Source organism: Amycolatopsis saalfeldensis, assembly GCF_900110575.1.
GTDB classification, from domain to species: Bacteria; Actinomycetota; Actinomycetes; order Mycobacteriales; family Pseudonocardiaceae; genus Amycolatopsis; species Amycolatopsis saalfeldensis.
This window is the reverse complement of the sequence record NZ_FOEF01000017.1, coordinates 80,443-101,657: the sequence shown is the minus strand read 5'-3', so window position 1 is coordinate 101,657 and position 21,215 is coordinate 80,443. Positions and strand designations below refer to the sequence as shown.

Below are 21,215 nucleotides of genomic sequence, written 5' to 3'. Positions count from 1 at the left end.
CGGGTGATGACCGACCAGACGCCGAGCACGTACGGCACCCAGCGCAAGGCCGCCGCGCGCAACCGTGTCGCGATCATCGAGGCCGCCCACGAGCTGTTCGCGGACGACCCGCTGGTGCCGCTGAGCGAGGTCGCCAAGCGGGCGGGCGTCGGCGCCGGGACGCTGTACCGCCACTTCCCCACCCGGGAGGACCTGATCCTCGCGGCCTACCAGCACGACATCGAACGCCTGACCACCACCGCCGACCAGGTGCTGGCGAACCACTCGTCGGCCAAGGCCGCGTTCGTCGAATGGTTCGAGACCCTTTCGGCCTACATCCGCATCAAGCACGGCCTCGGCGACGCGTTGCACAGCGCCGCGGCCCAAGACGTAATCAGCGCTTCCTGGGGGCCGACCAGCGCGGCGGTGGCCAAGCTGGTGGACGCCTGCGTGGCCGAGGGCACGATCGCCGCCGGGCACGAGCCCGCCGACATCATCATGCTCATGAGCTTCCTGTGGCGGGTGGCGGACAACGACGACGGCCTGGCCCAGGGACGGCGCCTGATCGCCGCCGTGTTCTCCGGCCTTCAGGCACCACCCCAGCCGATCTGAGCGCCTTGCCTGTGCTCAGCGGAAGTCACGGGACTTCGCCGTGATGCGCAGGGGCAGGGGCTCGAGCTTGAGGGCCCGAACGCTCGCCACGCCGTCCGCCTTTTCGAGCACGCCGTGGACCAGCAGCGCCGCGCTGGAGCGCGCGACGCGGTGGAAGCGCTGCCACAGGCCGAGGGTGCAGATGACGTTGACCATGCCCGTCTCGTCCTCGAGGTTGATGAAGGTGACGCCGCCGGCGGTGGCCGGGCGCTGGCGGTGCGTGACGGCGCCGCCGACGAGCACCCGGTCGCCGTCCTCCAGCCCCAGCAGCCGGTCCGCGGTGACCACGCCGAGCGCGTCGAGGCGTTCGCGGATGAACTGCGTCGGGAAGCTGTCCGGGGAGAGGCCGGTGGCCCAGACGTCCGCGGCGGCGACGTCCAGCGCGTCCATGCCCGGCAGCGTCGGCGCGTCGACCCCGGTGCCCGTGCCGGGCAGCTTCTCCGGCCGGTCCTGGGCCGCCGCGCCCGCCGACCACAGCGCCTGGCGGCGGTCGGGGCCGAAGCAGGCGAACGCGCCCGCCGTGGCGAGCGCCTCCAGCTGCGGCGTGGTGAGCCGCACCCGGCGGGCGAGGTCGGACATGCTCGCGTACGGCCCGTGCTCCTCGCGTTCGGCCACGATCTGCTCGGCGACCGTGGCGCCGACCGCGCGGACGGTGCCTATCCCGTTGCGCACGGCCCGCAGCTCCCCGTTGTCCGGCAAGGGTTCCAGCGTGGCGTGCGGCAGGCTGAGGTTGATGTCCGGGCCGAGCACGGTGACGCCGTGCCGGCGCGCGTCGGCCACCAGCGATTGCGGCGAGTAGAAGCCCATCGGCTGCGCGCGCAGCAGTCCCGCGCAGAAGGCGTCCGGGTGGTAGTACTTGAAGTACGCGCTGGAGAACACGATGTGCGCGAAGCTCAGCGCGTGGCTCTCCGGGAAGCCGAAGTTCGCGAACGCCTTGAGCTTCAAGAAGATCTGCTCCGCCAGCTCCAGTCCGACACCCTTGGCCACGGCGCCGTCGAGGAACCGCTGGCGCAGCCGTTCCATCTTCCGCACCGACCGCTTGGAGCCCATCGCGTGACGCAGCTGGTCGGCCTCCGCGGCGGTGAAACCCCCGACGTCCAGCGCGATCTGCATCATCTGCTCCTGGAACAGCGGGACGCCCTTGGTCTTGCTCAACGCGTTTTCCAGCAGCGGGTGGTCGTAATCCCACTTTTCGCGGCCTTGCTTACGGCGGATGTACGGGTGCACCGAGCCGCCCTGGATCGGGCCGGGGCGGATGAGCGCGACCTCCACCGCGAGGTCGTAGAACTCCCGCGGCTGCAGCCGGGGCAGCGTGGCCAGCTGCGCGCGGCTCTCCACCTGGAACACGCCGATCGCGTCGGCGCGGCAGAGCATGTCGTAGATCTTCTCGTCCTTCAGGTCCAGGTCGGCGAGGTCGACCTTTTCGCCCTTGTGGTCACGGACCAGGTCGAGCATGTAGTGCAGCGCCGAGAGCATGCCCAGGCCCAGCAGGTCGAACTTGACCAGCCCGGCTGACGCGCAGTCCTCCTTCTCCCACTGCACCACGCTGCGCCCGGGCATCCGCGCCCACTCGACGGGGCAGATCTGGCTCACCGGCTCCTGGCAGATCACCATGCCGCCGGAGTGGATGCCCAGGTGCCGCGGGAAGTCCTCGAGCGCGAACGCGAGCTGGACGACGTCTTCGGGGATGTCGTGGTCGTGGTCCTTTTCGGTGCTGCGCAAGGAACCCCAGCGGTCGATCTGCTTTCCCCACGCGTCCTGCTGGCCGGGTGAGTAGCCGAGCGCGCGGGCGGCGTCGCGGATCGCCGAGCGGGCGCGGTAGGTGATCACGTTGGCGACCTGCGCGGTGTTGAGCCGGCCGTACTTCGTGTAGACGTGCTGGATGGCCTCCTCGCGGCGGTCGGACTCGATGTCGAGGTCGATGTCCGGGTAGCCGTCGCGGTCCGGGGCGAGGAACCGTTCGAAGAGCAGCTTGTACAGCACCGGGTCGATCTTGGTGATGCCGAGCGCGTAGCAGACGGCCGAGTTCGCCGCGGATCCCCTTCCCTGGCAAAGGATATTCGCCTCGCGACAGAACTCGACGATGTCGTGCACGATCAGGAAGTAGCCGGGGAACTCCCGCTTCTCGATGATCTTCAGCTCGTGCTCGAGCTGTGCGTACGCGCGTTTTTCATGGTCCTTGCCGTCGAAATGCTCCTTCGCGCCCGCCATGGTGAGCACGCGCAGGTGTTCCGCCTCGGTGCGCCCGTTCGGCAGGTCGAACGGGGGCAGCTTCGGCTCGAGGTGGTGCAGCTCGAAGGCGCACTCGCGGCCGAGCAGCGCGGCCCGTTGGACGGCGCCGGGGTGGCGCTCGAAGATCTCGGCCATTTCCGCGCCGGAACGCAGGAAGGCCATGGAATCCGGCGGCAGCCACGGCTCCAGCTCCTCGATGCCGCGCCGGGCGCGGATGGCCGCCAGCGCGTCGGCGAGCGCGCCCCGTTCCGGCCAGGCGTAGTGGGCGGCGGTGGTCGCCACGGTGGGCAGGCCGAAGTCGGCGGCCATCTTGGCGAGCAGGTTGTTGTGCGTGTCGTCGAGCGGCAGGCCGAGGTCGGTCAGCTCAACGTACACGTTGTCACGGCCGAAAAGCTCCACGAGCTCCCGCAGCCGCTCGGCCGCCGCGGCGGGCCCGCGGGTGACGAGCGCCGTGCGGACCGCGCCCTTGCGACACCCGGTGAGCACGGCGCACTGCCCGGCGACCTCCTCGGCGACCTCGCGCAGCCGGTAGATCGGCCGTCCCTTCTCGGCGTGCAGCCCGGGCTCCGCGCGGCCGTCGTGCCCGCGCATCTGGCCGGCCGTGATGGCGCGGCACAGGCTGCGGTACCCCTGGTCGCCGCGGGCCAGCAGCAGGAGGTGCGCGCCCTCGGGGTCGGCGTCACCGTTCTGCGGCCCGGAAAGCCCGAAGCTCAGCTCGGTCCCGAACACCGTCGCGACGCCCAGTTCCTTCGCCGCCTCGGCAAACCGGACGACGCCGTACATCCCGTCGTGGTCGGTCAGCGCGATCGCGTCGAGCCCGAGCCGCGAGGCCTCCTCGACGAGCTCCTCGGGATGGTTGGCCCCGTCGAGGAAGCTGAAGTTGGAGTGGCAGTGCAACTCGGCATACGGCACCCGCGGTCTGGCCGCCTCGAGGTCACTCCGCGGCGGCGCCACCCGCTCGGGCCGCTGATACCCCTCGCGACGTCTCCCCCAGGCCGGACTGTCCCCGTGATCCCCGGGCGGCAGCGCACCGGACAGCGCCCGGGCGAGGTCCTTCCACGGAACCGGCGGATTGTTCCAGCCCATCTAGCTCTCCGACGAGAGCCGGGGAGCCGGGATGAGGACTCCGACACCGGCCCCGACCTCCACTCGCGGCGGCGGGATCGCGGGCAGGCGCACACCGGCGTCGCCCCGGCCCGCCCCCGGCGGCGGGATCGCAGGCAAGCACGCAGCGGCGCCGCCCGGATCCTCGCCTTGGCGCGGGATCGCGGGCAGCCGGGCGCGGCCGGACCAGGCCGAGTCCAGGGTCTCCGGCCGGAGTGGGAGTGCGGAGCGCAGCCAGGCCAGTACCTGGCGCACGTAGTCGTCATTCACCTAGTCGTACACTCCCTCTACTGTCCACAGTGGATTATCCAGGCCCGCGCACAGGAGCAGGACCGCCTCGGGCGGCTCGTCCGGCGCACCGGCGATCAGCATCTGGACCCGGGCGCGCGGGGGCCCCGGCGCGCGGTTGGCCACCCTGGTCATCGGCCAGACCCGGGACCAGTCGAGCACCTGCCTCGACGGCTCGCCGAGGATGCTGAGGCGGCTCGGGGCCGAGGTCAGGCGACGGTGGGCGGTGAGGCCCACGAGCCGTCCTTCGGCGTCGACGACCTCGGCGGGCAGCGGCCGGACGAGCACCGTCGCCGGTGAGGGCGCCGGCAGCCGGCCCGGCCAGGTCGCGCCGAGCGCTTCGCCCCAGGCAGTGGGGCCGTTGTCGTGGCTCCAGCCTTCGCCGGACGGCGCCGGTGGGCCGAGCACCGGCGCGTCCGGGGGCGAAATCGGGTCGCGGGCGTCGCCCCAGGGGACGAGGCGGACGCGGCCTGCGGGGTCTCGCCCGCCGTCGAGGAGCGGCGTGACGACTCCCTCCGGCCCGAGCAGGCCCTGGACCCGGACGAAGGCGCGGCCGGCGCGTTCCGCCGTGAGTTCCTCGTCCTCGTCGGGGCCCGCGGCCGGGTTGCCGCCACGCCAAAGGCCGAGTTGCAGCGACCGTCCCTCGACGGTCTCCTGCGGCTCCAGGGTCAGCCGGGCGACTCCCGAGGTGGGCCGGGCACCGGGCGCGGCCCGCAGCCAGCCTTCGAACTGCCAGCGCACGCGGTCGGAAACCCCTTGCGGCGTCAGGGGTTCCGCACACCTCCAGACGCGGCCGAGCTGTTCGCCGGACTCGGTGGTGGCGTAGATGCCGAGCCGGGTACAGGCCAGCCCCCGCTCGGTGAGGCCCGCGTGGAACCGGGCGCCGGTGCTCTGGGCCACGAACGCGGCGACGTCGATCCGTTCCAGCACCGGGTCGAACGATTCGGTCAGCGACAACTCTGGCGGAGGACGGCGACGCAGCGGCGGCCGCTCCGACAGGCCGCGGGCGAGCCGGTGCGCGAGGACGCCTTCGAACGCGAAGCGGGCCAGCACGTCGCGTTCGGTGAGCGCGGCGAAGGCACCGAGCGTGTGCAGGCCGAGCCGGGTGAGCAGGCCGACGAGTTCCGCGCGGTCGCTGCCCGGCTGGTCGAGTTCGGCGACCGGCAGCGGCGCGAGGAACGCGGCCGCCTCCCCGTGCTCGACGAACTCGCCGTGCCGGGCCGCGATGGTCGCCGCGAACAGCCCCTCCGCGATCCCGACCTGGCACTCGACCCCGGCCGCGGCGGCGACCTGGTCCAGCAGCTTCTCGGCGAGCCGGATCTCGCCGCCGAAGTACCCCGCCGCACCGGACACGGGCACCGCGATCAGCCCGGGCCGCACCACTTCCAGCCCGACGACCAGTTCCTCCACCGCCCTCGCGACGGTCTCGAACAGCCGCGCGTCCCGCCCGTCGTCCGCCCCGAACACGGCCAGCTCGGGACACTGGGACTCCGCCTCACGCCGCCGCATCCCCCGGCGGACCCCGCGCGCCCGCGCCACGGCCGTACACGCCACGACGCGATTCGCCAGGAACACCGCGGCGGGCCTGGTGACCGCCACCCCACCCGCGGCCACCGCCGCGACAGCCGGCCAGTCCGGACACCAGAGGACCAGCAGCCGGGTGGGCAGGACGCTCATGGGGCCACCACCCCACGGGAGTGTCTATTGTGGACGGCCGTACCGGATCGCGGATCGACGTGAGCAGTCACCCGGGTACCGCGAAGCGAGGCGACGACAGCGGCAGCAACTGTCGGAGCGGCAGTGGAAGCAGCAGTGATTGCGACAGCAGGAATGGCAGCGGCGGCCGGATGAACACACCCAGGAGAGCCGGAGCGGGAAGTGGTCATCCCACTGCCTCCTCGGGGATCAGGTGCGGTGGGGCGGCCAAGGTCTCCTCCGCGACCTCCGCGCGGGTCAGCTGGCGCGGCACCCCCATCGGCACCCCCATCGGCAATCCCATCGGTTCCGGCAGAGCCGGGGCGATCCGGCCCGTCGGGTCGGGCAGGGTCAGTGCGGCGGAGAGGGGGCGGGCGGCGGCGCCGCGGCCCGCGGCGTGGACCACGACGGGGCGGGACTCCAGGTGGCCGGCGCCCCGGGAGAGGCCGGACCAGTGGCCTCGGGTGCAGTGGAGTTCGACGTCGGCCGCGGGCCAGGGGCCCAGGGAGATCAGGACGGCGCCGCGGTGGCGGGCGCGCGCCGAGAGGCGACGGGCGATCGACGGCTGGACCGAGCGGGGCTCGGTGACGACCAGGTCGACGCCGTCGAGGAGGGCGGCCATCACGGCCGGGTACTCGGCACCCGGACGCGGGACCAGTGCCAGCCGGGAGACCGCGACGCCGTGCTCGGCCGCCGCGGCCACTCCCAGCGAAGGCACGCCGACCACCGCCGCCCACGACCCGGCGGCGGTGGCCTCGGCGAGCAGGGCGAGGAGCAGCGAGGTGGAACTGTGGACCGCCACGGTGCTCCCGCGCCGGAGCCCCGAGGCGGGCAGCAGACCGGACAGCGCCGGGGACACCGGGAGCACCCTTCCCGTCGTCCTGGCGTGCGCGGCCTGGGCCGCCACCCGGCTCGCCGTGCTCACTCCGGGCAACGCCGCCAGCCGCGCGACCGGCGGTTCCACCACAGCCGTCACCACATCCACCTCCCCCGTGACACTCAAAGCTGCGCCACTCGAAAAGCACACCGCTCGAAAGCAGCAGCCCGGACACGGACACGACGTGCGTCGCGCCGCGGCACGCCATGACGCCGAACGCCATGACACGCACCGGCGACACCGCCCGTCCCCACGCCGGAAGGACCATGGGACGGACGGGGCGCCGTTTCACCGCGGGGAAGGCGGCTCCAACACCCTGCATCGAACACCTGTTCGATGCATCCAGTAGACCCCAGACCCGGAATCCCTGTCAAGCGGTCCGCGCCGGGTCACGACATCCGTCACACGATCAAGGCCGCTTCGACGTGGCCCGACCGGCGCGTTGCGCCACACCGTCGACGATCAGCTCAAGCCCGGCATCGAACGCGGACGCCGGGTCCGGGTGGGGGTGCTCGGCCGCCTCCGCGCCGGGCGCGCCGCCGGCCTGTTCCTCCAGCACGCTCCCGACCGTGAAATGGCCGGTGGTGAGCATCGCCATCTGCGCGTCCCGTTCCGGCAGGCCCGCGGCGATCAGGAAGTCGACCTTGTGGAGGGCGCGGGAAAGGTCCGCCCCCCGGGGGCGGGTGCCGGCATGCAGCCGCGCCCCGTCGCGATGCGCCAACAGCGCGCGGCGGAAGCTGCGCGAGTTCTCCAGGAGCCATTCGCGCCAGTCGTCCGACGGCGTGGGCAACGGAGCTGTCGCGTGGAGAGCCATCGCGGCGTCCGCCATCGCCTCCAGCAGCACGGCTTTGCTCGGGAAGTGCCAGTACAGCGAGGGCTGTTCGACGCCCAGCCGTTTGGCCAGGCGCCGGGTGCTCACTTCATCGAGTCCCAGTTCGTCGAGCAGGGCCAGCGCCTCGCTGACGATGATCTCGCGGTCCAGCTTCGCCACCACCGCACTCTATCACCGATAGAGGTTGACAGCCTATCGGCGATAGGCAACCCTGGGCGCAGATCACCTATCACTGAAAGGGAGGATGGCCATGAAGGTCCTCGTATGCGGAGGCGGCATCGCCGGCCAGGCGGTCGCCTACTGGCTGACGCGTGGCGGCCACCAGGTCGTGGTCGTCGAACGCCACCCGGCGCTGCGAGCCACGGGCGCGCAGATCGACCTGCGCGGGCAGGGCATCGAGGCGATCGACCGCATGGGACTGCTCGACGCGGTACGCGAAATCCGCGTCGACGAACCGGGCGTGGCCTTTGTGGACGGACGGGGCCGCCGGTGGGGCGCCGTGCTCGCCAACACCTCCGGCAAGGGCCGCCAGACCATGACCTCGGAGTACGAGATCATGCGCGGGGACCTGGTGCGCGTCCTCCACGAGGCGGTCAAGGACGACGCGCGCTTCGTGTTCGGAGTGGACGTGGAGAGCTTCCGGCAAGACAACGACCGCGTCCTCGCGAACTTCTCGGACGGCACGTCGGAGGAGTTCGACCTGCTGATCGGAGCCGACGGACAGGGCTCGCGCGTCCGCCGGCACCTCCTTCCGGCGGACGCGCCGGCCCCGGAATGGCCGGTGGGCATCCACATGGCGTACTGGTTCATCCCCCGCGACGCGACCGACGACAGCATCCGCGAGACCTACAACGCTCCCGGCCGGCGCATGATCATGCGCCGCAGCCACAATCCCACCCGGACCCAGGTCTACTTCGCGCTGTGGGAGAGCTCCGCGGAAGCGACCGCGGTGCACCGGCAGCCGGTCGACCGTCAGAAGCAGTTCTGGGCCGAGCGGTTCCGCGGCGCCGGCTGGCAGACCGAACGGTTCCTCGACGGCCTGCGGGAGACCGAGTTCTTCTACTCCCAGGAGGTCGTCCAGATCCGGACCGGGACCTGGGCACAGGGCCGGGTCGCGCTCGTCGGAGACGCCGGCTACTGCGGCTCCCCGTACAGCGGCATGGGCACCTCCGCGGCCCTGGTCGGCGCCTACGTCCTGGCCGGGGAGATCAACCGGGCCCCGGGCGACATCCCGGCCGCGTTCGCGCGGTACCACGCGACGCTGCGGCCGTTCGTCGACCACCTTCAAGGCGAGGTCAACCCGAAGCTGCTGCGCTTCGGATTCCCCAAGGGCCGGCTGGGAATCGGCAGCATCCGCACGATGGGCGCGGTGGCCACGTTCCTGCGACTGCCCGAGCTGGCCGCGCGGTTCGCGAAGGAAGACCGCGGCGGCGACTGGCAGCTGCCGGACTACTCCCAGGTCACCCGGCCAGCAACGGGTTCAACGCCTTCCACCCCTGCCAGGCCCGCGTCGCCCCGAACTGGGCGTTGAAGCGCAGCACGGCTCGCACGTCGTCCGGCGAGGCACCCGCGCGCAGGGCCCTGCCGACGTGGATCGCGAAGGTCTCCCCCAAGGTCTGGTAGTGCACGTCGACGCTCATCGTCGCGAATGCGCGTTCACGCTCGCTCAGGCCGGCGAAACCCGCGTCGGCCCGCATCCTCGACTGCAGGCTGAAGTACTCCGCGAAGTGCGGATCCAGCTCGGCCAGCTGCGCCTGTGCCGACGCCGGCATCGGACTCGGCCCGGGCACCAGCAGGTCCTCGGCCGGAAGGGGCCCCTCCGGCCGGGGCAGACCCAGCGCCTCCTCCAGTTCGACGAGCCGTTCGAAGCCGGCGGCCGCGGCCGGGTAGCCCGTGTCGTAGGAGACGAACCGCAGTAGCGTGTGAATGTCCACAACAGACACTCCGGCCGCGAGGCCGGCTCGGACGTGCGCCTCGAACGGCAGGCCGAGGCTCGGCTGGCAGACGTCCGCGACCACGCACAGGAACACCTTCTCCCGTTCGGTCAGCTCCGGCACCGCCCGCAGGTGCCGCGTGGTCGCCGCGACCATCCGCGCGAACGCCGGGTCCAACGCCGTCAGCCGATCGAGAGAACTCTCGGCAATCGTTGTCATAGCAGTACTCCCCTTAGTACATTTGTAGCGCTACAGCTGTAGCGTGATATGAAGCTACACCTGTAGCGCAATAGGTGTCCAGCTACACTGGGGAGGCCATGGAGAAGACCCCCCGACGCCGCCCGAACCCCCGAGGCCAAGGTGAGTTGCTGCGCGAAGAGATCGTGACGGCCGCCGTCCGAATGCTCGAAGAGCTGGGCGACGACGAGGCCCTGTCGCTGCGGGCCGTCGCGCGCGAGGTGTCGATCGCGGCGACGTCGGTGTACCTGTACTTCCCCGATCGCGACGCGCTGGTGCTCGCCGCCATGCAGCGCTGTCACGAGGAGCTGGTGCGCGGCGGCGACGAGGCCGAGCAGGCGCACGAGGGCGACCCGGCGGCCCAGCTGCGCAGCCGCACGCTCGCGCAGGCCGAGTGGGCGCAGGCGCACCCCGGCCTCTACAAGGTGCTCCACGAGAGCAAGGTGCACCGGCGGCTCGGCATGCCGTTCAAGGAGGTCCTGATCGGGCGCACCCGCGCGGCCGTCCAGCGTTGCATGGACGCCGGTGTCGCCACGCCCGGCGACGCCGCCATCGTGACGATCGACTTCCGCACCGCCGTCAACGGTTTGCTTTCCCAGCGCATCAACGAGCCGGACCTGGACTGGCCGCCGGCCCTCGAGCAGATCGACCGCTTCCTGACGAAACTGGTGGGCTTGAAGTGAAACACGTCGCGCTCCGCGCCTTCGTCGAAGACGACCTGACGGTCCTCGACCGGTTCGCCACCGATCCCGAGGTGCTCGGGGCGTTCCAGTGGAACGGTTTCGCCGATGCGCAGGCCCGCCGCCGCCGCTTCGCCGAGGACGGTCTGCTCGGCGGGGCATCGAGCTTCATCGCCGTGACGGTGGACGGCGCCCTGGCCGGGATGGCCAGCTGGCGAGCCGCCGACCGCGGCGGGCCGGCCGGCGGCTGTCACGAGATCGGCGTGACCCTGCTGCCCGACCACCGCGGCCACGGCACCGGGACGAAGGCGCACCGGCTGCTCGTCGAGCACCTGTTCCGCTTCACCCGCGCGCACCGGCTGGAGGCGTTCACCGACGACGACAACGTCGCCGAGCAGCGCGTGCTGGAGAAGGCCGGCTTCCATCGCGAAGGCCTGCTGTGCCAAGCGGTCTGGCGCGACGGGGCCAACCGCGACGTGGTCGTCTACGGCCTCCTGCGCGAGGGCTGACGAACAAGGGCCGGCCGGGAAACCCCGGCCGGCCCTGGAAAACCCGCGGTCAGTGCGCGAAGTGGCGCGTGCCCGTGAGGTACAGCGTGATCCCCGCGGCCTCCGCGGCCGCGATCACCTCGGCGTCGCGAATGGACCCGCCGGGCTGGACGACGGCGCGCACGCCGGCCTCGATCAGCACCTCGAGCCCGTCCGGGAACGGGAAGAACGCGTCGGACGCGCCCACCGAGCCCTTCGCCCGGTCGCCCGCGCGCGTGACCGCCAGCCGCGAGGAGTCGACGCGGTTGACCTGGCCCATGCCGACGCCGACGGTGGCGCCCTCGTGCGCCAGCAGGATCGCGTTGGACTTCACCGCGCGCAGCGAGCGCCACGCGAACTCGAGGTCCGCCAGCGTCCGCTCGTCGGCCGGGGCGCCGGTCGCGAGCTGCCAGTTGGCCGGGTCGTCGCCGGGGGCGTCGATCGCGTCGACGGTCTGCACGAGCACCCCGCCGGAGATCGGCCGGAACTCGACCGGTGCCGGGTTCTCGATCACCGGCAGCTTCAGCAGCCGCACGTTCTTCTTGCGCTGCAAGATCTCCAGCGCCTCGGGCTCGAAGTCAGGCGCCAGCACGACCTCGGTGAACACCTCGGCGATCTGCTCCGCGGCCGGCACGGACACCGGCCGGTTCGTGGCGATCACGCCGCCGTAGGCCGAAACCGGGTCGCACGCGTGCGCCTTGCGGTGCGCCTCGGCGACGTCCAGGCCCACCGCGATGCCGCACGGGTTCGCGTGCTTGATGATCGCGACGGCGGGCTCGGCGAAGTCGAACGCGGCGCGCCGGGCGGCGTCGGTGTCCACGTAGTTGTTGTACGACATGGCCTTGCCGTGCAGCTGCTCGGCGTGCGCCAGCCCCGGCTGCGCGCTCTTGTACAGCGCGGCTTTCTGGTGCGGGTTCTCGCCGTAGCGCAGCACGTCCGCGCGCTCCCAGGTGGCGCCGGTGAAGTCCGGGAAGCCGGTGTCGTCCGCGGGCGCGTACGAGTTCGCGAACCACGAAGCGACAGCCGTGTCGTACGCCGCCGTGTGCGCGTACGCCTGTGCCGCGAGCCGCTTGCGGTCAGCCAGCTCGAAGCCGCCTTCGCCGACGCGCTCCAGCACCCAGTCGTAACGCGCCGGGTCCACGACCACCGCGACGCTGCCGTGGTTCTTCGCGGCCGCGCGCACCATCGCCGGGCCGCCGATGTCGATGTTCTCCACGCAGTCCTCGGGGCTCGCACCCGAAGCGACGGTCTGCGCGAACGGGTACAGGTTCACCACGAGCAGGTCGAACGGCGCGATGTCGAGCTTCTTGAGCTGCGCCACGTGGTCGTCGTTGCCCTGGTCGGCGAGCAGCCCGGCGTGCACGCGCGGGTGCAGCGTCTTCACCCGGCCGTCGAGCGACTCCGGGAACCCGGTGACCTGCTCGACCGGCGTGACCGGGACCCCCGCGTTCGCGATCACCTTCGCGGTGCCGCCGGTCGACACGATCTCCACGCCGGCCGCGTGCAGACCGGTCGCGAGCTCGAGCAGGCCGGCCTTGTCCGAGACGCCGATCAGCGCGCGCCGGACCGGGCGTCGTCCTTGTTCAGTGCTCACGAAAACCTCACCTTTCGTCCGTCCACGGTGCAGCCACCACGGCCGAGTCGCTCGATCGTTTCAACCAGCAGCCTGCGTTCCACGGCCTTGATCCGCTCGTGCAGGACGTCTTCGGTGTCCTCGGTCTCCACCACCACCGCCTCCTGGGCGATGACGGGGCCGGTGTCCACCCCCGCGTCGACGAAGTGCACGGTCGACCCGGTGACTTTGACCCCGGCCGCCAGCGCGTCCGCGACCGCGTGCATGCCCGGGAACGACGGCAGCAGCGCCGGATGCGTGTTGACCACCCGGTTCTCGAACCGGGACAGGAACCGCGGGCCGAGGATCTTCATGAAGCCCGCCGACACCACCAGATCGGGCTGGTAGACGGCGACGGCCTGGGTCAGCGCCTCGTCCCAGGCCGCGCGGTCGGGGTGGTCGGCGACGCGGACGGTGAACGACGGCACGTCCGCGCGCTCGGCCCTGGCCAGTGCCTCGATGCCCGTGCGGTCCGCGCCGACCGCGGCGACGTCGGCGGGGAAGCCGGGGCGCGCGACGGCGTCGAGCAGCGCCTGCAGCAGCGTGCCGGAACCGGACGCGAGCACGACGATCTTCACCGGGGTGGGCAGGTCCAAGCGACTGGCCAGAACGGGCTCCTTGCACGGCGGCACGCCTCGGGCGCACGGCGCTTCAGCAGGTCACCCCAACCCTAACGGTCGTCCTCGCGGGACTTCTCGTCGACGGAGGCCTCGGTGGACCCGGTCACAGCGCCGGGCGGCTCGGCCGGGGGCTCCGGCTCGTCGAGGACCACGTCCTCCGGCTGCTCCAGGCCCAGTTCCGCGTCGGCTTCGGCGTCGAACTCGTCGGTCTCGGCGACGTCCGGGCCGGGCTCCGGCTCGGCCTCCGGCCCGTCGGGGTCCTCGGCGGCTTCGGGCTCGTCCGAAGCGTCGGCGTCCTCGGCCGTGTCCTCTTCGGACTCTTCGGACTCCTCAGGCTCCTCGGCCGGCTCCTCGTCGAAGTCCTCGTCCGGCTCGACGTCCAGCGTGGTGGGCGGCGCGGCCGGCGCGTGCTCCCCGGCGAAGAACGCCACGAACCCGCCCGGGATCACGATCCAGCAGAACGCCACGATCGAGGCGACCCCGACCGGCACGCTGACCGGGTCGAACGGGCCGTCGCCGAGCCGTCCGCCCGCGAGGGTCCCCAGCACCACGCAGCCGAAGCCGACCACGGCGCCCGCGACGGCGACCACGCGGATGCGCGCGGCCGGGTCGTCGTCCACCCGGCGGACCGACCAGCCGACGAGCGCGCCGACGGCGGCCGGCAGCACCAGCAGCGCGGGCCACCACACGGCGGAGTGCGCGGGGATGCCGCCGAGCAGCGGCAGCGCGGGCACGTCGCCGCCGCGGTAGCCGACCAGGCTGACGTCGAGCGAGCCGATCGTGAACCCGGGCCCGGTGACGAACGACATCGCCGCCACGACGGCGTTGGGCAGGTACAGCACCGAAAGCAGCAGGAGTCCCAAGCTGCTGCCGACCGAGGGCTCGAACAGGTTGTCCACAGTGGACATCGACAGGACCGTGGCGAGCGTGAACACCAGCGCGCCCACCAGCACCAGCGCGGCCAGCCCGAGGGCGCCGGCCCGGGCGCCGCGCGCGGCCAGCGGGTCGAGACGCTCGGCGACGGCGTGGGGCAGGCCGCAGCGGCGCACCACCCCGGCGGTGGCGGCCAGCGCGGCCAGCAGGCCGGGCACGGCGAACGCGAGCGCCGGGTTCACGCGCACCGGCGCGCCAAGCGCGAGCAGCGCGATGACCAGGCCGAACAGCGCGTGCGCGCCGGCGATCACCGCGACCAGCCCGACGGCCTGCCGCGGCCGCGCGAGCCCCAGCCGCTGGACGGCGCCGGACGCCGTCCGCGCGACCAGCAGCACCGCACCGGCCGTGGGCAGCAACGGCAGCACGCCCAGCGGGTGGCCGCCGATGCCGAGCTGCACCTGGTACGCGGCGAGCCAGCCCGGCCCGGCCGTGAGCAGCGCACCCGTGGCGGAGAACCGGTCGGCGGTCAGCGTGACGAGCGCGATCAAGGTCGCGACCAGGGCGTATCCCGTGATCAGCGGCCCGACGGCGGCGGAGAACAACACCCGCACCCGCGTCGCCGGAGTCACTTCCGCGGCGAGTTCAGGGGCGTCCGCCACCGGTTCGTCGCCCGGCGGGCGTCCGGAACTGGTGAGCAGCTGCATGAGTTGACCATGACATCCGCGCTGGTCCGTCCGGGTGAGGCACGCCGCCGCCGGGGGGCGTGGCGAACCTAACCCACCCGACCGGGTTGGCCAGGACAACAAAAACACCCGCTGTGACACGGAGAGTCACAGCGGGTGTTGTACGAACGGAGAATCAGCCCTGCTGGCCGAAACCGCCCGGCGGGGTGCCCGTGCCCGGGTTCGGCTGGTCGGCCGGCGGCTGCTGGAAGAACTGGCCCTGCTGCGGCGCGTACGTGGTCGCCTGCTGCCCCGGACCCGGCGGCGGCGTCGAACCCGGCTGCTGCCCGGGGGTCGAGCCCGGCTGCTGGCCGGGAGCCGGCGGCGTCGCGCCGGGCTGCTGGTACTGCTGCGGCTGGCCGAACGGGCCGGCCGGACCGGACTGGCCGTACTGCGTCTGCTGGTACTGCGGCGCGGCGGGCTTCGGCGCCGGCAGCTTGAGCACGTCGTACTCGAGCAGCAGCCCGGCGACGGAGACCAGCATCTGCACGATGCCGAGGATCAGCACCACGGTGACGATGCCCGGCGTGCTCGTCTCGGCCACCACCGTGTCCAGCGTCCCGAGCGCGCCGACCACGCTGAACAGCGCGGCGAACGGCAGCACCTTCGGGGCCTTCGGCAGCACGTGCAGCGCGGAGAGCAGACCGCCGACGAGCAGGAAGATCGTCTCCTGGCCGACGTCGCCCGCCTCGTCGGAGAAGCCGAGGAAGTACTGGACCACACCGAGCACGACCACCACGAGGGCGAGCAGCATCGGCAGGTTCTGCGGCAGCGCCGGGCCGCCGGCCGACGGGGGCGGGCCCTGCTGGGGGAACGGGCCGGACGGGGGCGGGCCCTGAAGGGGCTGCTGGCCGCCACCTTGCTGGGGGTAACCGGGCCCGCCGCTGGGGTAGGTCATCGGAAGCTCTCCTGTCGTCGGGGCCGGCAACTTGAGGGGGCGGTGCGGCGACCCGGTCCGGCGAGACGGCCGGGCCACCCGAACGCTAGCGCATGCACCGCACACACCGGTTCGGGCCGTTGGACGTGCGGACTACCCGATCGGTTGCCGCCGGAAACGCCGGAAGCCGGGCACCGACGTGGTGCCCGGCTTCCGGGAGGGTGTCATTGCAGGTCAGCCGGAGCCGACCGGCGGGTCAGCCCAAGCTGTTGTACAGCTCACGCGCGAGCACAGCGGTCTCGCTCGGGGTCTTGCCGACCTTGACGCCGGCGGCCTCGAGGGCCTCCTTCTTCGCGGCCGCCGTGCCGGAGGAGCCGGAGACGATGGCGCCGGCGTGGCCCATCGTCTTGCCCTCGGGCGCGGTGAAGCCCGCGACGTAGCCGACGACCGGCTTGGTCACGTTGGCCTTGATGTAGTCGGCCGCCCGCTCCTCGGCGTCGCCGCCGATCTCGCCGATCATCACGATGACCTTCGTCTCGGGGTCGTTCTGGAACGCCTCGAGCGCGTCGATGTGCGTGGTGCCGATGATCGGGTCGCCGCCGATGCCGACGGCGGTGGAGAAGCCGATGTCACGCAGCTCGTACATCATCTGGTAGGTCAGCGTGCCGGACTTCGACACCAGGCCGATCCCGCCGGGGCCGGAGATGTCGGCCGGGATGATGCCGGCGTTCGACTTGCCCGGGGTGATCACGCCGGGGCAGTTCGGCCCGATGATGCGGGTCTTGTTGCCCTTGGCGCCCGCGTGGGCCCAGAAGTAGGCCGAGTCGTGCACCGGGATGCCCTCGGTGATGACCACGGCCAGCGGGATCTCGGCGTCGATCGCCTCGAGCACCGCGTCCTTGGCGAACTTCGGCGGCACGAAGATGACCGACACGTCGGCGCCGGTCTCCTTGATGGCCTCTTCGACCGTGCCGAAGACCTTCAGGTCCCTGCCCTCGATGCTGACGGTCTGGCCGGCCTTGCGGGCGTTGACGCCGCCCACGATGTTCGTGCCCGACTTCAGCATCTTGGTGGCGTGCTTCATGCCCTCGGAGCCGGTGAGCCCCTGGACGATGACCTTGCTGTTCTCGTTGATGAAGATCGACATCTCACGCACCTGCCGCGGCGAGCTCGGCGGCCTTGTCGGCCGCGTTGTCCATAGTGTCCACCACGGTGACCAGCGGGTGGTTCGCGTCGGCCAGGATCTGGCGGCCCTCGATGACGTTGTTGCCGTCGAGCCGGACGACGAGCGGCTTGGTGGCCTCGTCACCCAGGATCTTCAGCGCCTCGACGATGCCGTTCGCCACCGCGTCGCAGGCGGTGATGCCGCCGAAGACGTTGACGAACACGCTCTTCACGTCGGTGTCGTTGAGGATGACGTCCAGACCGGCCGCCATCACCTCGGCGGACGCGCCGCCGCCGATGTCGAGGAAGTTGGCCGGCTTCACGCCGCCGTGCTTCTCGCCCGCGTACGCCACCACGTCCAAAGTGGACATGACCAGGCCCGCGCCGTTGCCGATGATGCCGACCTGGCCCTCGAGCTTGACGTAGTTGAGGTTCTTGGCCTTCGCCTTGGCTTCCAAGGGGTTCTCGGCCTGCTTGTCGACCAGGGCCTCGTGGCCCGGCTGACGGAAGTCCGCGTTCTCGTCCAGGGTGACCTTGCCGTCGAGGGCGATGATCTTGTCCTGGGGGTCGCGCACCAGCGGGTTGACCTCGACCAGCGTCGCGTCCTCCGCGACGAAGGTCTCCCACAGCTTGACGACGACGTCGGCCGCCTCGTCGATGACCTTCTCCGGGAACTTGCCCGCGGTGAGGATCTCGACGGCCTTCGCCTTGTCGACACCGGCGATCGCGTCGACCGGGATCCGGGCGAGCGCGTCGGGGCGCTCGACCGCGAGCTGCTCGATCTCCATGCCGCCTTCGGACGACGCCATCGCCAGGAAGGTGCGGTTCGACCGATCCAGCAGGAAGGAGAAGTAGTACTCCTCGGCGATGTCCGAGGCTTCGGCCACCAGCACGCGGTGCGTGATGTGGCCCTTGATGTCGAGGCCGAGGATGGCTTCCGCCTTCTCCTTCGCCTCGTCCGGCGTCTGGGCCAGCTTGACGCCACCGGCCTTGCCGCGGCCGCCGACCTTCACCTGCGCCTTGACGACGACCTGGGTGCCGACCTGCTCCGCGGCGGCTTTGGCTTCTTCGGGGGTTGTTGCCACCGAGCCCGGCAGAACCGGTACTCCGTGGGCGGCGAAGAGATCCCTCGCCTGGTACTCGTAGAGGTCCACTACTCCAGTCTCCTGACGACACGCCACTGTGGTGGTCCGCTACCGGACCGCGCTGTCGGACCAGTCGAGGTTAGCGACCTGCGCAGACGCCAGACACTCCGCACCTGGTGAAGTCGGTCACCGTGCGCGGTCAGCGGGTGTGAGACCGCCCACCGGCGAGCCGTTCGGCCAGTGCTTCGAGCGGTTCGGCCGGGTTTTCGGGGTGCACCACGAAGAGGTGAACGTCGCCGAGCCCGTCGGCCAGACCCGCCGGGACAGCGTCGCCGAAGACGACGAGCGCGTCTGGGTCCTCCTGTTCGGCGGTGCGGAGGATCTGCTCGGTCCCGAGCACGCCGGCGTGGATCACCTCGACGCCGGCGTCGCGCAGGAGACGGCCGAGGCGCGCGGCCGTCGGCGCCTCGGCGAGTTCGACGAGCAGCACGCGCGGCCGCTCCCGGGTCACGGCTGAGTCTTCCCGGTGTCTTCCGCTGTTTTCGCTCCCGCGGCGGCGGTGACGGCGGCGGCCACCGTGGCGACGACGGCCGCGAGGCCGAGCCAGAACCCGAGGCCGGGGCGGGATCCGTCGATCGCGGACCCGACGAGCGGGAGTTCGGCGACGTGCAGGGCCAGCACCAGCGCGGCCCCGCCGAGCGCGGCCGCCGCGGCGCCGGGCCGGGAGCGGACGGCGAGCGCGAGCACGCCCAGCACCACCAGGACCGCGGTGAGCAGACCCCACGACGGGGTGTCGAAATCGGACCAGAGCCCGGGCGACGGGTAGTCCGGCGCGGTGAACACCGGCGTCCCGAACGTGGCGACGGCGAGCACGGCGGCCGCCACGACGGGGACGAGAACGTTGGGGCGTGGGCCTTCCGTGCCTTCGTCGTCACGCTCGACGACACCGGCGACCGTCGCGGCGAGTGCGGTCAGGCCCGACAGTCCGAGCGCGATCGCCGTGAAAACGGAGCCGGCGCCGAGGTGGTAGCTGACGGTGCCGCCGAGCCCGCCCAGCCCGGTCGCCTCCGAAGCGGTGATGGCGGTGCTGAGCACGGCCGTCCCGGCGAGGACGACGCCGGCCCAGAGCACGGCGAGGAAACCGCGCGCCACCCGTGCCGTCTTCGCGGCGAAGAGGAACGGCGCGGGCAGCAGCACGAGAACGGCGGCGACGACGAGCAGCCAGCGCGCGGGACTGTCCGTGTGCGTCTGGCCCGCGAGTTGCGGGGCGAGCGCGCCGATCACCGCGGCGACGGCGGTGAGGACGGCGAGCAGCGCGGTGACCGCGCGCCAGATCGTGAGGCCGGGAACGCGGGCCTCGCCGGCGAGGTCGGTGCCTTCGGCCGCCGTCTGCTGGGGCGTGGCGAGCGGGGTGAGCAGCAGGACGAGCAGCGTCGCGACGACGGCCATGCACGGCCCCCAGGCGACGTGCAGGTCCGGCACCACGAGCCCGGCCACCACGGCGGGCAGCGCGACGGCGAACACCGCGGCGGCGGCCCCGCCGAGCGTCCCGCGCGCCACCCCGTCGGACGCCGACGAGAACCCGACCACCGCGGCGATCGGCAGCGCCCCGGCGAGCAGGACGAACCCGGCCAGCGCGGCGCCGGGCCCTTCGAACGCCGAGCGCGCCAGCAGGTACGGATCGGTGGAGACGACCGGCGACATCAGCAGCCCGACGGCCATGACCACGGCGAGCAGCGGCACGACGAGCCGCCACCGGCGTTGCCCGCTCTCGCTGCCCGCGATCTCGTTCAGGTCCCGCGCCACGCGCGCGGCCCGCAACCCGGCGGCGATCGTGAGGAGGTGCCCGATGGCCAGCAGCCAGAACCCGACGGCCACCCCACTGCGGTCCAGGAGGCGGTCGGGCAGGTACAGCTCGGGGCGGACGGTGAGGGACCCGTTGACGAAGAACTGGACGTCGAGCAGCAGCCGCCCCGGCGCGAGCGCGGCGAGCCCCGCGATCAGCCCGGCGGCCAGCCCGTGCCGCCCGGAGTAGGCGGCCCACACGGCCACCCCGGCGGGCACCAACGCGAGCACCGCGAGGAGCGGCCAGCTGAGATACCCAGGCCCGGCATCGGGCGAAACGGGCAGCACCGCCCCGACCGTCAGCGCGACCGCCCCAGCCACGGCGACCCACACGGCCACGGCGAGGCCCGCGGAGGGCCGCCGCTCCGCGAACTCGAGTTCTGGCTGGGAATGGGTTCGAGCTGCCCGGCTGACGCGGCTTTGGCCGGCGGCGCGTGCTGCGGGGGGTGAGGTGTCGGCGTTTTCGGCATTGCCGGCGCTGCGGGCGCTGCTTGCGCTGCGGGCCGACGACACTCCGCCGGCCGTCTCCGGACGAGCGGACTCGCCAACCGTCCCCAGCCGCGGGGACTCGCCAGCCGTTTCCGGCCGAGCGGCCTTGCCAACTGCGTCCGGCCCGGAGGCCTCCCCAACCGTTTCCGGCCGGACGGACTTACCAGTCGCAGCCGGTTGGGCGGACTCATCGGCCGCCCGCCGCCGAGGGGACTCGCCAACCGCATCCGGTTGGGCGGGCTTACCGGCCGTCCTCGAACGAGCCGACTCAAGAGCCGTGTCCGGTCGGGCGGAGTCGCCAGCCGTCCCAGGTCGAGGAGGCCCGCCAACCGGCCCAGGCCAGGGGGACTCGCCAGCCGCATGCGGTTGCGGGGGCTCGCCAGCCGTTTCCGGACGAGCTGGCTCGCGAGTCGCGTCCGGTTGACGGGAGTCGCTGGTGGGGGGTCGGCGGTTGTGGGGTGGGGGCTGGTCGCGGTGGGAGTCGGAGGGGTGGGGGGATTCGGGGGTGTCCGGGGTTCCCGGGGTTGCCGGGGCTTCGGGGCGGGCACCGCGCTTGCGGCCGGAATCACGCCGGGCGCGCTCACGGGCGGCGGCCTTGCGCTCGGCAAGGCTGGGCCGCCGCGAGCTGGCGGGCGACCCGGGGTTGTCCTGACCGGAATCAGGCCGGTCCGCGGATGGGTCCCCGTCAGAGGGCCCTGCAGGCGAAGTCATCGGACGCGACGCTAGCAAGCCAACTCGGCAGGGGCGCGGCGCCGCCAGGCAAGCCACGCAACCACCCACACGACTGGGCACCGCGGAGGCGAAACAAGTCGACAAGAAGACAACCCACGGAGCGAAGCAAGACCAGCGGAGCGCAGTGACCGGACGAAGGCGACCGGGCAACGCCGGCGGG

At 72.3% G+C, this 21,215-nt stretch carries 18 protein-coding genes; 4 read left to right on the top strand and 14 right to left on the bottom strand.

Features of this window, described 5'->3' with window-relative positions:
- Positions 1–6: 6 nt before the first annotated feature.
- Positions 7–591 carry a TetR/AcrR family transcriptional regulator gene (locus BMY97_RS31665; protein ID WP_091624324.1) on the top strand — a complete coding sequence of 195 codons (585 nt, stop codon included), beginning with the start codon at positions 7–9 and terminating at the stop codon, positions 589–591.
- Positions 592–606: 15 nt separating this feature from the next.
- Here BMY97_RS31665 and BMY97_RS31660 read toward each other — a convergent pair whose 3' ends face one another.
- From BMY97_RS31660 to BMY97_RS31640, 5 genes are all read right to left on the bottom strand, one after another.
- On the bottom strand, positions 607–3,948 hold the full coding sequence (locus BMY97_RS31660; RefSeq protein ID WP_091623978.1) for an error-prone DNA polymerase: 3,342 nt from the start codon (positions 3,946–3,948) through the stop codon (positions 607–609).
- Positions 3,949–4,236: a hypothetical protein gene (locus BMY97_RS31655; RefSeq protein ID WP_091623976.1), complete on the bottom strand. Its 288-nt coding sequence runs from the start codon at positions 4,234–4,236 to the stop codon at positions 3,949–3,951.
- The gene (locus BMY97_RS31650; protein ID WP_091623973.1) at positions 4,237–5,931 is read right to left on the bottom strand and encodes a DNA polymerase Y family protein; all 1,695 of its coding nucleotides are present in this window, start codon (positions 5,929–5,931) and stop codon (positions 4,237–4,239) included. It lies immediately after the preceding gene.
- Between the two features lie 205 nt (positions 5,932–6,136).
- Positions 6,137–6,925 carry a hypothetical protein gene (locus BMY97_RS31645; protein WP_245787604.1) on the bottom strand — a complete coding sequence of 263 codons (789 nt, stop codon included), beginning with the start codon at positions 6,923–6,925 and terminating at the stop codon, positions 6,137–6,139.
- A gap of 310 nt (positions 6,926–7,235) precedes the next feature.
- On the bottom strand, positions 7,236–7,817 hold the full coding sequence (locus BMY97_RS31640; RefSeq protein WP_091624321.1) for a TetR/AcrR family transcriptional regulator C-terminal domain-containing protein: 582 nt from the start codon (positions 7,815–7,817) through the stop codon (positions 7,236–7,238).
- Positions 7,818–7,908: 91 nt separating this feature from the next.
- On the opposite strand from BMY97_RS31640, the gene BMY97_RS31635 reads away from it, so the two are divergent.
- A complete protein-coding gene (locus BMY97_RS31635; protein ID WP_091624318.1) occupies positions 7,909–9,189 on the top strand; it encodes an FAD-dependent oxidoreductase in 1,281 nt (426 codons plus the stop codon).
- Here BMY97_RS31635 and BMY97_RS31630 read toward each other — a convergent pair.
- The gene (locus tag BMY97_RS31630; protein ID WP_091623970.1) at positions 9,119–9,811 is read right to left on the bottom strand and encodes a carboxymuconolactone decarboxylase family protein; all 693 of its coding nucleotides are present in this window, start codon (positions 9,809–9,811) and stop codon (positions 9,119–9,121) included. The genes BMY97_RS31635 and BMY97_RS31630 overlap by 71 nt on opposite strands.
- Positions 9,812–9,909: 98 nt before the next feature.
- Here BMY97_RS31630 and BMY97_RS31625 point away from each other — a divergent pair, with 98 nt between their 5' ends.
- Together BMY97_RS31625 and BMY97_RS47305 are read left to right on the top strand one after the other, a co-directional pair.
- The gene (locus tag BMY97_RS31625; RefSeq protein ID WP_091623968.1) at positions 9,910–10,512 is read left to right on the top strand and encodes a TetR/AcrR family transcriptional regulator; all 603 of its coding nucleotides are present in this window, start codon (positions 9,910–9,912) and stop codon (positions 10,510–10,512) included.
- Positions 10,509–11,018 carry a GNAT family N-acetyltransferase gene (locus BMY97_RS47305; protein ID WP_177231631.1) on the top strand — a complete coding sequence of 170 codons (510 nt, stop codon included), beginning with the start codon at positions 10,509–10,511 and terminating at the stop codon, positions 11,016–11,018. Before BMY97_RS31625 ends, BMY97_RS47305 begins: the two co-directional genes overlap by 4 nt.
- Before the next feature lie 49 nt (positions 11,019–11,067).
- On the opposite strand, the gene purH is transcribed toward BMY97_RS47305, so the two are convergent.
- From purH to BMY97_RS31580, 8 genes are all read right to left on the bottom strand, one after another.
- Positions 11,068–12,630 (bottom strand): bifunctional phosphoribosylaminoimidazolecarboxamide formyltransferase/IMP cyclohydrolase, encoded by a 1,563-nt coding sequence (gene purH, locus BMY97_RS31615; protein WP_091623965.1) that lies wholly within the window; start codon positions 12,628–12,630, stop codon positions 11,068–11,070.
- Positions 12,627–13,244, bottom strand: a complete 618-nt coding sequence (gene purN / locus BMY97_RS31610; protein WP_091623962.1) for a phosphoribosylglycinamide formyltransferase — start codon at positions 13,242–13,244, stop codon at positions 12,627–12,629. The genes purH and purN overlap by 4 nt, the downstream gene beginning before the upstream one ends.
- 74 nt (positions 13,245–13,318) lie before the next feature.
- Complete coding sequence (locus tag BMY97_RS31605) at positions 13,319–14,845, bottom strand: cell division protein PerM (protein WP_091623959.1); 1,527 nt, start codon at positions 14,843–14,845, stop codon at positions 13,319–13,321.
- Between the two features lie 154 nt (positions 14,846–14,999).
- Complete coding sequence (locus BMY97_RS31600; protein ID WP_091623957.1) at positions 15,000–15,761, bottom strand: DUF5336 domain-containing protein; 762 nt, start codon at positions 15,759–15,761, stop codon at positions 15,000–15,002.
- A 235-nt stretch (positions 15,762–15,996) separates the two neighbouring features.
- Complete coding sequence (gene sucD / locus BMY97_RS31595; RefSeq protein WP_091623954.1) at positions 15,997–16,887, bottom strand: succinate--CoA ligase subunit alpha; 891 nt, start codon at positions 16,885–16,887, stop codon at positions 15,997–15,999.
- Between the two features lies 1 nt (position 16,888).
- Positions 16,889–18,058: an ADP-forming succinate--CoA ligase subunit beta gene (gene sucC, locus BMY97_RS31590; protein WP_091623952.1), complete on the bottom strand. Its 1,170-nt coding sequence runs from the start codon at positions 18,056–18,058 to the stop codon at positions 16,889–16,891.
- Between the two features lie 130 nt (positions 18,059–18,188).
- Positions 18,189–18,500, bottom strand: a complete 312-nt coding sequence (locus tag BMY97_RS31585) for a hypothetical protein (protein WP_091623949.1) — start codon at positions 18,498–18,500, stop codon at positions 18,189–18,191.
- Positions 18,497–20,173 carry a hypothetical protein gene (locus BMY97_RS31580; protein WP_245787603.1) on the bottom strand — a complete coding sequence of 559 codons (1,677 nt, stop codon included), beginning with the start codon at positions 20,171–20,173 and terminating at the stop codon, positions 18,497–18,499. Before BMY97_RS31580 ends, BMY97_RS31585 begins: the two co-directional genes overlap by 4 nt.
- Positions 20,174–21,215 lie beyond the last annotated feature (1,042 nt).